Source organism: Dysgonomonas sp. HGC4, from assembly GCF_001261715.1.
Lineage (GTDB): Bacteria > Bacteroidota > Bacteroidia > Bacteroidales > Dysgonomonadaceae > Dysgonomonas_A.
On record NZ_CVRU01000018.1, the window covers coordinates 1 to 13,576 of the forward strand.

15 protein-coding genes are annotated in these 13,576 nt (G+C 34.3%); 4 read left to right on the top strand and 11 right to left on the bottom strand.

Features of this window, described 5'->3' with window-relative positions; translation table 11 throughout:
• Positions 1-66: 66 nt before the first annotated feature.
• The 4 genes from HGC4_RS01620 (at position 67) to HGC4_RS01635 (ending at position 3,670) form a co-directional block, all read left to right on the top strand.
• Positions 67-996 (top strand): RluA family pseudouridine synthase, encoded by a 930-nt coding sequence (locus HGC4_RS01620; protein ID WP_050708370.1) that lies wholly within the window; start codon positions 67-69, stop codon positions 994-996.
• Positions 997-1,596, top strand: coding sequence for an IMPACT family protein (locus tag HGC4_RS01625; RefSeq protein WP_050708371.1), 600 nt, complete (start codon positions 997-999; stop codon positions 1,594-1,596).
• An 87-nt stretch (positions 1,597-1,683) separates the two neighbouring features.
• Positions 1,684-2,466 carry a pyrroline-5-carboxylate reductase gene (gene proC / locus HGC4_RS01630; protein ID WP_050708372.1) on the top strand — a complete coding sequence of 261 codons (783 nt, stop codon included), beginning with the start codon at positions 1,684-1,686 and terminating at the stop codon, positions 2,464-2,466.
• Positions 2,456-3,670, top strand: a complete 1,215-nt coding sequence (locus tag HGC4_RS01635) for a hypothetical protein (protein WP_050708373.1) — start codon at positions 2,456-2,458, stop codon at positions 3,668-3,670. Before proC ends, HGC4_RS01635 begins: the two co-directional genes overlap by 11 nt.
• 7 nt (positions 3,671-3,677) lie before the next feature.
• Here HGC4_RS01635 and HGC4_RS01640 read toward each other — a convergent pair whose 3' ends face one another.
• The 11 genes from HGC4_RS01640 to trpB all read right to left on the bottom strand — a co-directional run bounded on the left by HGC4_RS01640 (position 3,678) and on the right by trpB (position 13,392).
• A complete protein-coding gene (locus tag HGC4_RS01640) occupies positions 3,678-4,193 on the bottom strand; it encodes a DUF4625 domain-containing protein (protein ID WP_050708374.1) in 516 nt (171 codons plus the stop codon).
• A gap of 266 nt (positions 4,194-4,459) precedes the next feature.
• A complete protein-coding gene (trpA, locus tag HGC4_RS01645) occupies positions 4,460-5,233 on the bottom strand; it encodes a tryptophan synthase subunit alpha (RefSeq protein ID WP_050708375.1) in 774 nt (257 codons plus the stop codon).
• Positions 5,226-5,855, bottom strand: a complete 630-nt coding sequence (locus HGC4_RS01650; RefSeq protein ID WP_050708376.1) for a phosphoribosylanthranilate isomerase — start codon at positions 5,853-5,855, stop codon at positions 5,226-5,228. Before HGC4_RS01650 ends, trpA begins: the two co-directional genes overlap by 8 nt.
• Positions 5,852-6,634 (bottom strand): indole-3-glycerol phosphate synthase TrpC, encoded by a 783-nt coding sequence (gene trpC / locus HGC4_RS01655; protein ID WP_050708377.1) that lies wholly within the window; start codon positions 6,632-6,634, stop codon positions 5,852-5,854. Before trpC ends, HGC4_RS01650 begins: the two co-directional genes overlap by 4 nt.
• Before the next feature lie 14 nt (positions 6,635-6,648).
• Positions 6,649-7,440: a class I SAM-dependent methyltransferase gene (locus HGC4_RS01660; RefSeq protein WP_082204034.1), complete on the bottom strand. Its 792-nt coding sequence runs from the start codon at positions 7,438-7,440 to the stop codon at positions 6,649-6,651.
• Positions 7,441-7,442: 2 nt separating this feature from the next.
• A complete protein-coding gene (locus HGC4_RS01665; RefSeq protein ID WP_242047156.1) occupies positions 7,443-7,742 on the bottom strand; it encodes a chorismate mutase in 300 nt (99 codons plus the stop codon).
• A gap of 15 nt (positions 7,743-7,757) precedes the next feature.
• Positions 7,758-8,756 carry an anthranilate phosphoribosyltransferase gene (trpD, locus tag HGC4_RS01670; RefSeq protein ID WP_050708379.1) on the bottom strand — a complete coding sequence of 333 codons (999 nt, stop codon included), beginning with the start codon at positions 8,754-8,756 and terminating at the stop codon, positions 7,758-7,760.
• A 4-nt stretch (positions 8,757-8,760) separates the two neighbouring features.
• Positions 8,761-10,119 carry a TrpB-like pyridoxal phosphate-dependent enzyme gene (locus tag HGC4_RS01675; protein ID WP_050708380.1) on the bottom strand — a complete coding sequence of 453 codons (1,359 nt, stop codon included), beginning with the start codon at positions 10,117-10,119 and terminating at the stop codon, positions 8,761-8,763.
• A gap of 49 nt (positions 10,120-10,168) precedes the next feature.
• Entirely contained in the window at positions 10,169-10,735 is a 567-nt protein-coding gene (locus tag HGC4_RS01680; RefSeq protein WP_050708381.1) for an anthranilate synthase component II, read from the bottom strand.
• A 60-nt stretch (positions 10,736-10,795) separates the two neighbouring features.
• The gene (locus tag HGC4_RS01685; RefSeq protein WP_050708382.1) at positions 10,796-12,202 is read right to left on the bottom strand and encodes an anthranilate synthase component I family protein; all 1,407 of its coding nucleotides are present in this window, start codon (positions 12,200-12,202) and stop codon (positions 10,796-10,798) included.
• On the bottom strand, positions 12,199-13,392 hold the full coding sequence (trpB, locus tag HGC4_RS01690; protein ID WP_050708383.1) for a tryptophan synthase subunit beta: 1,194 nt from the start codon (positions 13,390-13,392) through the stop codon (positions 12,199-12,201). The genes HGC4_RS01685 and trpB overlap by 4 nt, the downstream gene beginning before the upstream one ends.
• Between the last annotated feature and the right edge of the window lie 184 nt (positions 13,393-13,576).

Here is a 13,576-nt window from a genome sequence, read left to right on the forward strand (position 1 = left end):
CTATTAGTGCTATACAAATACAAAACTCTATAAAAAATCATACCTTTGTGAGAGAATAAAAAATATATGAAAGAAAAGCAGAATACACTATTATTAGAAATAAAGGTAACAGAGAATGCCGAGTTACTTAATTTCTTAGTGGATAGTAACGTACGAAAAAGTAGAAATGCGACAAAGTCTCTTTTGGTTCACAAACAAATAAGAGTAAACAACAAGGTCGTATCGCAACATAATCATGAGCTAAAAGCCGGAGACATAGTTTCTATACATAAACATGATCACAAAATGGATCAGAAGAAACTAAAGGGGCTTACTATTATTTATGAAGATAAGGATCTTATTGTTGTAGATAAAGATTCAGGATTACTATCTGTTTCAACAGGCAGAGAATTGCTAAAGGAAACAGCATATAATATCATCAATGAATATGTAAAAGGTAAGAATGCTAAAGAAAGAGCATATGTATTATTCCGTCTTGACAGAGAAACTTCGGGATTAATGGTATTTGCCAAAAGTCCAGAGATACAAGAAGAATTGCAACATACATGGATATTGAATCCACCGAAACGTTCTTACTTAGGAGTAATCGAAGGTCCTCTCGTTCCCGAAAAAGGTACTATAACCTCATGGCTTACTGAGAACAAAAACTTTGTAGTATTTGCGTCTAAGACAGACAACGGAGGTTTAGAGGCTGTTACTGAATACGAAACTCTTAAAGCTAATAGCAGATATTCGGTAATAAGATTGACTCCTACTACTTCGCGTAAGAATCAATTGCGCGTACAACTTCAATTTATAGGACATCCTATTGTTGGAGATAAAAAATACGGATCGAAAATAAGCCCATTACGTCGAATCGCTCTACACGCCGATGAATTGGAATTTGTGCATCCAAAAACAAAACAAAAAATACAATTGTCATCACCTCTTCCTAAGAAAATGCAAGTAATGGTAGATGCAATTCAACCCAAAAAGAAAGAAGTCTCAGAGGAGTAAATGGATACATTTAAAACAGTCAAAGAAACAGCCAAAGGATTGTTTACTGAGAAGAAAAGTAAATTTATTTCTTTTGCCATTCCTGTGCAAACTGTAGATGATGTAAAAGCCGAAGTTGAGAAATACAGAAAAGAATATTATGATGCCCGACATGTTTGTTGGGCATACATGCTTGGTGCTGAGCGGAACGAATTTAGAGCAAATGACGATGGTGAACCTTCGGGAACGGCAGGAAAGCCCATATTAGGACAAATCAATTCGAATGAACTCACAGATATTCTTATCATAGTGATTCGTTATTTTGGAGGTGTTAAATTAGGCACTAGTGGATTAATAGTTGCTTATAAAGAAGCTGCTATTGAAGCTATTGCTGCTGCTGAGATAATAGAAAAAACTGTTGATATAGATATAAGCTTTCAATTCGAATATCCTTTTATGAATGATGTTATGAAAATTGTAAAGGACTTAGAACCAACTATTCTAGGCCAACAATATGATATGGATTGCTCTATGTCTCTACGTATCCGAAAAGGATTGTATGATCAGCTTATATCCAGATTAGAAAAAGTAGAAAGCTTACATTTTCCAAAAGAAGATTAAGCTCTCAGGTCTTTTTAGAGCAAAGAATGTATAAGAACAATAATTTCTCACTACTCGATATATTAAACTCATAAATACATTATAGTCATGAAGATAACAATTATAGGTGGTGGTAATATGGGAGGAGCTATTGCTGCCGGACTTGCAAGTGGCAAGATATTTAATCCACAAGATATTACGGTTATAGATCGTAATCAAAGAAATATTGACACTATTAAAACATATAATAAGGGTATAAATGCTGTTATAAATGATTACTCTTCATTATCTGAAACTGATATTATAGTCTTGGCTGTTAAGCCTTGGTACATTCAAGAAGTATTAGAGAAACACCGAAAAGTATTTAACCCATATCAAATTATAATTTCTATTGCATCTGGTATTTCTTTAAATCAGCTTTCAGAATGGATTCTTAATGATTCTGCTATATATAGAGTAATGCCTAATACGGCTATTGCAATTAAAGAAAGTATGAGCTTTGTAGCTTCTCATGACACTAATAAAGAAAATGACGAATTGATTCTCAAAATATTCAGCGAATTAGGTAAGGTTGAGTTTATTGATGAAAAATTATTTGCTGCTGCTACATCGCTTGCTTCATGTGGAATAGCTTTTGCTTTCCGTTACATACGTGCTGCAATGGAAGGTGGTATAGAAATGGGATTAAGAGCCGATCAGTCAAAGGAAGCCGTTATTCAGACCTTACGAGGTGCTGCTAATTTGTTAGAGGCCAACAATAGTCATCCCGAAGTTGAAATAGACAAGGTAACTACTCCCGGAGGAGTAACGATTAAAGGACTGAACGAAATGGAAAATGCAGGATTTACTTCTGCTGTGATCAAAGGGTTGAAAGCTAGTTATGTTAAGTGATAAAACTGAAAGAAAACCACAACTTTATTATTTCAATCCTGGACATGAGGGTGCAGTACTAACTTTATCGCCTTATTATACAGCACCCGCTAATATGGTCAATCTTCAACACGATTTGGCCTATTTGGTTGCTTGGTATGCTGATGCCGAGGATTATGTTTTAGTTCAATCGGAACTACCTTTTGATTTCGAGGAATATTTATCTAAGAATTTGCTACCACTCCCAAAAGGAATTATTTCTGATAAAATGAACCGTTCATTAACAGAGGTTCATTTATGGGGATTATCTCCACAGTCGATTAATTATTTTGAGAAAATTAATTCTAAATACCATTTACATTTTAATCTGCCTCAATGGAAAGACGAATTGCGTCTATTGTCAAGTAGAGAAACAGCTAAAGAATGTTTGAGAGAATTGTGTTGTGAAATATCATCTATTTCAACTGATATTATATCCAGTTTTTATAGTAGCTTAGATAAAATAGAAGATATTGTAAGAAATGCAGATTATCAGTTTTTAGCAAAAGCGCCCTACTCTTCTTCCGGTAGAGGTTTGTTATGGTTACCTGTGGGAGGCTTAACTCAAACCGAGCGTCAAATATTACAAGGTATTTTAAATAAGCAGGAAATAGTTTCAATCGAAAAAGCTCTGAATAAGCAGCTCGATTTTGCGATGGAATTTATTTTAGATAATAATGAGATCCGTTTTGAAGGATATTCTTTATTCGAGACAAATTCTAAAGGAGGCTATCTCGGAAATTATATTGGTAACCAAAAGAATATAATAAATAAGATCCTCGAATTTATCCCAAATCAGTTATTAGAAGAGGTCAAGAATAGCTTATTAAGAATCTTGAAAAATAAATTCAAAGGATTCTATTCAGGTTGTATAGGTGTAGATATGATGATTTATAAAGACGAAGATAATGCCTATAAGCTGCATCCTTGCATCGAAATAAATGTCAGAGATAATATGGGATTATTAGCTCTTCGCTTTAGTCAGAAATATTTAGAACCAGGATCCGAAGGCTCATTTTACATGGACTTTACCTCTCAAGAAGGAGAACAAGTAAATAGAGATAATCAGATGAAAAAAGAATACCCGGCTTTATTTACGAATGGTAAAATAAAATCCGGATATTTATCTTTATGTCCTGTAAATGATAAAACAAAATACAGAGCCTATGTGCTGGTTAAAAACTAAAAGCTTATTATTTCTTATACTTAGTTTTTACAATAACAACGTTAATGGAATCTAGAGTAGTAATGTTTCCATACGTATCCATAACAGATGCATCTAGTTGATATACACCTTGCCATATATGACGACGGTTGATATTTTTATTTGTATCGGTCACCGAAACAATTGAATCAATCTGAAACGGATGCGTAATTGTAGTATCTTTCTTCCCGAATATAGACGATACCTGATAATTCTTATAAAAATAAGCAGTTGTATCTCCCGGCACATCTTTAATACTGTCTCTAAGATGTCTTATTCTAAAAGTATAAGATGATAGTCCTTCATCATCACTTAAAGTAGCGCTAAATATAGGCAATATTGTATCTGTATCCATATAGATAAATAGAGTATCGTTATTAAGTGGTTTCAGAAGTTTTATTGTTGGAAAAGTATTATCTGTATCAATTTTAGAGCATGAAAAAAACAGATTTGTGCCAACTGACAAAACTACAATTAATATAAGAAGAGATATGTTGCGAGTCATTATTTACCTTTATTATGAGAGAGAACAAATATAAAGAAATTCATTTAATTATGTCTAGGCATTGTCTCATATAAATATGCAGAGCCGTCAACATCATATACATATTCACCTTCCTTTATAGCATCTTTCATCATAAACAGGAAAAAACAAATTATAGAATATTTATATTTCCAAACACAACCAAAAACATTAAAAAAATACCGATATAAAACACTCTTCATATAACTTAACTGCAGTTAGCTTTAATATAACAGGTCAAAGATACTCTATTCTTTTAAACATTCTATAAGGTCAGAAACAGCTTCTTTTATATTAGAGGAATTCTGTAAGAGTGTAATAAATTTGCTTCCTATGATAGCTCCACTTGCATTTGCTTGCGCAGCCTCTAAAGTGGCTTTGTTTGAAATGCCGAAACCTATTAAGCGAGGATTTTTTAAATTCATTCCATTTATTCTCTTGAAATAAGCTTGTTTACTATTATCAAAGCTTTTTTGAGCTCCTGTTGTGGCTGCAGAAGATACCATATAAATGAAACCGTCAGTATGTTCGTCAATAAGACGGATTCGCTCATCTGATGTTTCAGGTGTTATTAGCATTACTACTTTTATGTTGTATTTATCAGCAACAGGCTTATATTCTTTTAGGTAATCATCAAAAGGAAGATCAGGAATAATGGCTCCATCTACGCCTACTTCTTGGCACTTTTGACAAAAGTTCTCGAACCCATATCGCATGATTGGATTTAAGTATCCCATCAAGATCAGAGGTATTGATACTTCTTTGCGAATATCTTTTAATTGGTCGAATAGCTTAGATAAGGTCATTCCATTTCTTAGAGCAATAGTTCCGCTTGCTTGAATCGTAGGACCATCAGCCATAGGATCTGAAAAAGGAATGCCTATTTCTATTAAGTCTATATTATTTGCCTCCAACTCTTTTATAACATTAACAGTATCATTCAGATTAGGGAAACCTGCTGTAAAATATATAGATAGTATATTTTTTTGTTTCGCTTCAAAAAGTTGTTTTATTCTATTCATTTTTCAATTGATTTATAAATTGTTCTAAAAGATCTATATTTTTCAAACCTGGTTCTAATTCAAATTTACTGTTTAGATCCAGAGCATATAATTGAGGGTGTGAGATGCTTTTAATTGCTTTTACATCTTCGACCGAAATACCTCCACTAAGGAAAAAAGGAAGCTTACCTTTATATTGATTGAGAATACTCCAATCAAATTTTATACCCGAACCTCCATGTTGTGAAGTTTTTGTGTCAAATAAGAGAAAATCACAAACATTTTCATATTCTTTGGTAGATAAGAAGTCTGCTTCCTCAGAAATATTGAATGCTTTTATTAGTGTGAGATTTGGATATTCTGCTTTTAGTGCGTAGCAATATTCAAAAGATTCACTTCCGTGTAGTTGAACCACAGAAAGTTTATACTTATTAATCTGTTCTAATACTGATTCGATGTTCTCATTCACAAAGACTCCTACTCTATCAATATTATCGGGTAAGATATTTAATGCGTTAGAATCTAAACTCTGAATATATCTAGGCGATTTAGGATAAAATATCAAACCCATATAATCAATAGGTAATTTCGCTAACGCCAAAATATTTTCAGGATTCTTCATCCCACAGACTTTAATCTTCATGATAACTCTTTAATAAAGTTAGCTAAGGCTTCGCCCGGATTATCTGTTTTCATAAAGTTCTCGCCCATAAGGAATCCTTTATATCCTACTTCGCGAAGATCAAGTACTGTTTGAGGAGATGAAATTCCACTTTCGGATATTTTTACAAACTCATTTGGTATTTTATCTACCAAGTCAAATGATGCTTGCACATCAGTAACGAATGTACCTAGATTGCGATTATTTACACCTACAACATCTACATATTCGTTTATATGTCCGAGTTCAGCTTCATTATGAACTTCAAGTAATACATCTAAGCCTAGTTCTTTTGCTTTTACAGCAAATTGCTTACTCTCTTGAATAGTAAGAGAAGATGCAATTAATAAGACTGCACTGGCTCCCATTGCAGCAGTCTGATAAAATTGATACTCGTCTATCATAAAATCTTTACGAAGTAAAGGAGTCTTGGTTAAAGAGCTTGCCATTGTTAAATCAGAAAAAGTGCCTCCAAAAAAATCAGTATCTGTCAGAACAGAAATAGCACTTGCTCCTCCTCCAGAATATAAAGGTATAACTTCTTCTACTTTTGCATTTTCGAAAATCCAGCCTCTTGAAGGTGAGCGTCTTTTGAATTCTGCAATAATTCCTGTTGAAGAATTTATTAAAGATTGCTTAAACAAACCTTGTTTATTGGTTGTACCAATTTGCTTTATCAATTGGTTAATGCTAACTTCTTTCTTTTGTTGCTCTACCTCAATACGTTTATTAGCAACTATTTTATCTAAAATATTAGTCATAATCTAAATGTCGTTTATTTCTTAATTCCTTCAACGGAAAAGGTAATAGGAACTTTATTTCCAAAACTATCAATTTGATATTTATCCGTATCGATTTTTATTGTGTGATTAAAGCAATTGTATGGAGAATAATCATACTCATTAAATGATTTAATTTCTATATTATTCTTTATCAAACTATTTAGAACTTCGCTAGTACTATGATTCCAATTTACTGTCGAATATTCTATCTCTGCATCTCTATCGGCATACGAGCCTTCATTAGCTTCAACAATTTCTCCTGAATTGAAATAATTATAAGCAATAGTCTTAAAATCATAGTCAAACATCCAGATGAAAGGATGAAACTCTACAAATACAAATCGACCGGAAGGTTTTATATATTTTGATACTATAGCAGCCCACTTATCTAAGTCTGGAAGCCAACCTATTACACCATAGCTGGTAAAAACAATATCAAATTGTTTATCCAGATAATTAGGTAGATCAAATATATCGCAGCAGATAAATTTTGTATCTACATTTGTTTGTTGAGCTAACAGCTTTGCTGTTTCAATAGCTTTGTCTGATAGATCAATACCTGTTACTATTGCACCCATGCGGCTCAGCGAAATACTGTCTTGCCCAAAGTGACATTGTAGATGTAATATTGATTTGCCTCTGATATCACCTAATAGATCTAGCTCAATATTTTTCAAAGAGCTTTTACCTTTCAGAAATGCTTCGTTATCATAAAATTCAGATTTAATATGTATCTCTGTTTTTTTATTCCAAGCATTTTTATTTATCTCAATATAGTCACTCATTTTTATTCTTCTTTTAGTTTTGATTTCTCTTGCTCAATAAAAGCAGTAATCATTGTCCGATATACAGACTCCGCAATATCCGGATTAAGTTTTACCTCATTAGCCAAACTGCGAACTTTAGTTATTATTAGTTCTACTCTTTTGGGAGCTTCAACATCGGCTTCGGTCTTCTTAAATTTAGCTGCCTGATTGACAAAGATACTTCGTTTGGCCATTAAGCGGATTAGATCTTTATCAATACGGTCGATATTTTCGCGAACTTCATCTAATGACTCACAAGTAATTACTTTTATAATAAACAAGATATTATAACCTAACTAAGAATTCAGTTCTAAAAACCTTTTAAAGATAGCTTTTACTTTACCACTATCTATGGCTTCTGTCGCCTGAGCAACACATTCTTGTATTGACAGATTAGGATCGATAGTTTGAATACCTATTGCCGAATTAGCTATTACTGCATTCTTTTGTGCTTGTGTAGCTGTATTATTAATAATGTTATCGAAAATAGCAGATGCATCTTCGGGAGTTTTACCGCCATCAAGATCAAGTTCCGAACATCTTTCAAAACCCAGTAGTTCGGGAGAATAGATACTTTCAGAATTTCTGTTTATAACTTTAAAATCACCAGTAAGAGATATTTCGTCATACCCATCCAAGCCATGTACAATTGCATAATCAACATCGGTTTGCTGATACATATAATAATACATACGAGCCATCTTTAGGTTGAAAACTCCTAATACGCTTCTCTTGGGACGAATAGGGTTTGCTACAGGTCCAAGCATATTGAAAAATGTACGCACACCTAAAGCTTTACGGACGGGAGCAACTTCTTTCAGTGCATTATTAAACAAGGGTGCATGTAAATAGGCAATATTAGTCTCAGCCAGAGACTTTTCTAATTTACTTACATCATTGGTGAATTTAACACCATGTTGTTCCATTACTGTTGATGCACCACTTACAGATGTTGCACCATAATTTCCATGTTTTGCAACTTTGTATCCGGAAGCGGCTACGGTGAAGCACGATAATGTAGAGATATTGAATGTATTTTTATTATCACCGCCTGTACCTACAATATCTATTGGATTATAAGCAGCTAATGGAGTAACATCTGCACATAGTTCGAGTAATGCATCGGTAAAACCGAGAAACTCATCTATACTTATGCTACGCATCAGATAAACACTTATAAATGCTGCAATCTGAGATTCGTTGTATTCGCCCATCGACATACGAGTCAGTATATCTTTCGATTCAGCACGACTCAGTTGCTGATGGTTGAATAATCTATTTAATACTTGTTTCATCGTTTTATACTAATTTTTCTAGGCTATCTGTCGTCTTGCTGATTTCTTCATCTGTCAGCTTATAGTTCGACATATTTCCTGATAAATACTGATCGTAAGCTGTCATATCAATTAATCCATGTCCTGATAGACAGAATAATATATTTTTTTGAACACCTTCTTCTTTAGCTTTAAGAGCTTCACGTATTACTGTTGCAATGGCATGAGTAGATTCGGGAGCAGGAATAATTCCTTCTGTATTTGCAAAAAGCTGACCGGCTTCAAATGTTTCTAATTGAGGAATAGCTTGCACTTCAATTAATCCATCTTTGCGAAGTTGGCTTACAATTGTTCCTGCACCATGGTATCTCAATCCTCCTGCATGAATATCAGCTGGTTGAAAATCATGTCCAAGTGTGTACATCGGTAAAAGTGGAGTTAGACCAACGGAGTCACCAAAGTCATACTCAAATTTACCTCTCGATAATTTGGGACAAGAAGCAGGCTCTGCTGCAATGATGCGAATGCTTTTTCCATCCACTATTTTGTGACGTAGGAAAGGGAAACTAATTCCTGAAAAGTTAGACCCTCCACCAAAGCAACCTACAACTATATCAGGATATTCTCCTGCAATGTCCATTTGTTTTTCGCTTTCTAATCCTATAACAGTCTGATGTAATGAAACATGATTCAATACACTACCTAAGGTGTAGCGAGTATCTGGATCTTTTGCTGCCATTTCTACTGCTTCAGAAATAGCAATACCTAAACTGCCTGAGTTATTGGGGTCTTTAGCCAATATACTCCGTCCCGATTCTGTTTTATTACTGGGTGAAGCAATAACATTGGCTCCCCAAGTTTGCATCATCATTCTTCTATATGGCTTTTGCTCATAGCTAACTTTTACCATATATACTTCCAGATCCAATTTGAATACGCTAGATGCAAAACTTAATGCAGCTCCCCATTGTCCAGCTCCTGTTTCGGTAGTCAAACGCTTAATTCCTTGTTTCTTATTATAGTATGCCTGAGGCAATGCCGAATTCAATTTATGTGAGCCGATAGGGCTTACACTCTCATTCTTAAAATAGATGTGAGCTGGTGTTCCCAAAGCTTTTTCCAGTCCAGTAGCTCTTACTAATGGTGTAGGTCTCCATATTTTATACAACTCTCTCACTTCTTCGGGAATATCAATCCATCTATCTTGAGACATTTCTTGCTGTATAAGTTCTTTGGCAAATATAGGTTCCAAGTCTTCTGCACTTAAAACTTCTTTTGTAGCCGGATTTAATGGAGGTAAAGGTTTGTTTACCATATCAGCTACAATATTATACCATTGTTTAGGAATCTCGTTCTCACTTAAAAGTATTTTTTTCGACATAATAATTGACTTATTTAAAATAATACTAGACTTTAGCTTAATAGGTTTATACTTATTTTGATAAAAAATTCTTTACTATTACTGCTCCTTCAGGAGTCAATACTGATTCTGGGTGAAACTGTACACCATGCACATCATATTCTTTATGTTTCATTGCCATAATCTGTCCATCGCTGTCAGTAGCAGTAACGACAAAACATGTTGGAAGGTCTTTAGCATCAACAATCCACGAATGATAACGTCCGACCTCTATCTCTTTATCAAGACTATCGAAAATATAATCATTTTCAATAATAGTGGTACTTGTGGTTATTCCGTGATATACATCTTCTAAATTAACAAGATTAGCACCAAATGCTTCACCTATTGCTTGATGACCCAGGCATACGCCTAAAATAGGTTTAATGGCTGCATATTCTTTAATTAAAGGGAGTAGAAGACCTGCTTCTGATGGAACACCAGGACCGGGTGATAAAATAATTTTATCGTATTTAGAGATATCAGCTAATGCTATTTTATCATTTCGAACAACATCTACATCTGTATATCCAAGCTGTTTTACAAGATGAACCAGATTATATGTAAATGAGTCGTAATTATCAAAAATTAATATTTTCATAAAATTTAGTATTAAGGTCTCAGACCTATTTATTACAGTGGTTTACTTATAGTCTGCGACCTAGTTCTTTATTGTTACAGCAAAATCTACAGCTTTTTTTAAAGCTCCCAGTTTATTTTTTACTTCCATAACTTCGGTTTCGGGAGTAGATTTCGCTACGATTCCCCCACCCGCTTGATAATAAAGTGTATTGTTTTTACTAAGGAATGTACGGATAGTTATTGCTTGATTTAGATCGCCATTGAATCCGATATATCCGATACAACCACCATAAACTCCTCGCATCGATTTTTCAATATCTCGGATCAATTGCATTGCTCTTACTTTGGGTGCTCCCGATAAAGTTCCTGCCGGAAACGTATCAGCAAATACTTTTATGCTATCAACATCTTTATCTATTGTTCCACTTACACGAGATACTAAGTGGATTACATGAGAATAGAACTGTACATTTTTATAAAAATCAACTTTTACATCGTGGCAGTTGCGACTGAGATCGTTACGAGCTAGGTCAACCAGCATCACATGCTCTGCATTTTCTTTTTCGTCTTTCAATAGGTTTTCTGACAATATACGATCTTTCTCATCATCACCCGTACGGAAATAAGTTCCTGCAATAGGATCAATATAAGCTTTTCCTTTTGTCACTTTACAGTGAGTTTCGGGAGAAGAACCAAATACTCGGAATGAGCCAAAATCGAAGAAGAATAAATATGGAGAAGGGTTTATTGAGCGTAATGCTCTGTATACATTGAATTCATCTCCTTTGAATTTTTGAGTAAAGCAACGTGATAATACAATCTGAAATACATCACCTCGTTTACAGTGTGCAATTCCTTTTTTAATCATTTCGATATGCTCTTCATCTGTTATATAAGAACACTCGTTACCGATGCTTTCGAAATTGTAAGTTGCTATATTATTATTCATTAATATGGCTTCCAGTTCTTCCGTTCGAGAAGTATCTCCTTCAACAATATTTTCAACGATTGTCAATTCATTTTTTAAATGATTGATGACAATAATAAAACGATATAAAATGTAATAAAATTCAGGAATATTGGCATTGTCCAATTTGAAATTAACCGAATCAACATCTTCGAAGTGGTGAATAGCATCGTAAGACGTATATCCAAAGAAACCGTTCATGCCTGCAGGATTTTCTCCTTTCACATCAAATTCCTGTATAAATTGCTTGAAAACAGAAGTTAATTGATCAGATTCTAATAAAGGTTTTTCTATTATTTCTCCTGACGGGTATTGTTTTGTAATACTTCTATCCTCTACCTTAAATCTGGCAATAGGGTCAACTCCAACAAAGGAGAAGCTATTTTCATTTGTATGGAAATCAGAACTTTCAAGTAATGCCGATTCTGTATAAGCATCTCTAATTTTAAGATATATGCCTACCGGCGTTTGCATATCAGCAAGAAGCTTTTTAGTTTGAGTTTGTATTTTTATTTTCATCTTTTAGATTCTTCTTTAATTCGTATATAGGTTTCCATATCCTTATCTCCACGTCCCGAAAGACAAAGAACAATTACATCATCTGATTCGAATTTTTTCTGACCAAATACTCCTAATGCATGAGCCGATTCAATAGCTGGAATAATACCTTCTAGTTCGGTCAACTCAAATGCAGCAGCAATGGCTTCATCATCGGTTACAGCTAATACTTCCGATCTTCCTGTTCTTGCAAGGTGTGCATGTAGCGGACCAATACCCGGATAATCGAGACCGGCTGATATTGAATAAGGCTCTTCAATCTGTCCATCTTCCGATTGCATTATAAGAGTCTTACTGCCATGAATAATACCTAATTTACCAAGGTGAATGGTTGCAGCAGATTCGCCCGAGTTTACACCTTTACCGGCAGCTTCAGCCAATACAATCTTAACATCAGCATCGTCTAGAAAGTGGTAAGTCATACCTGCAGCGTTACTGCCACCACCTACACAAGCTATTACATAATCGGGGGTTTCTTTACCTTCTTTTTCTAACAATTGTTTACGCGTCTCTTCACTGATAACTGATTGAAGACGGGCAACCATGTCTGGATATGGGTGTGGTCCAACAGTAGAACCTATAATATAATAGGTGTCAGAAGGATTGCAACACCAATCTCTAATTGCTTCGTTTGTTGCATCTTTCAGTGTCATATTACCACTTGTCACAGGTACAACGGTTGCTCCAAGCATTTCCATTTTCTGTACATTCAGTTTCTGACGCTCTACATCTGTTGCTCCCATATAAACAATACATTCCATGTCCATAAGTGCACAAACAGTTGCAGTTGCTACACCATGCTGTCCGGCTCCCGTTTCAGCAATAATACGAGTTTTACCCATTCTACGAGCCAAAAGTATTTGACCAATAGTATTGTTTATTTTATGAGCTCCTGTATGATTTAAGTCCTCACGTTTCAAGTATATTTTACAGTTGTATTTCTCTGATAATCTTTTAGCCAGATAAAGAGGTGAAGGTCTTCCTACATAATCGCGAAGCAAGTCATGATACTCTTTCTGAAAAGTAGAATCATCAAGTATTGTCAAATATGCTTTCTTTAAGTTTTCTACATTATCATAAAGAATTTCAGGAATATAAGCACCTCCAAATTCTCCATAAAAACCGTTAGAATCAACATTAAATTTTCCCATTATATATTATATTATTGTTTTCTATTTTTCACAAAAAAAACCTATCGTGAGGACGATAGGTTTTCATTTATTATTTAATCATTTTCTATTGATTAACACACAATGATCCGACTCACGACTTTTGAAGTTGTAAGCACCACCACCAATATGTATTTGTCAATTGAAAATTCATTTCTTGTTTCAT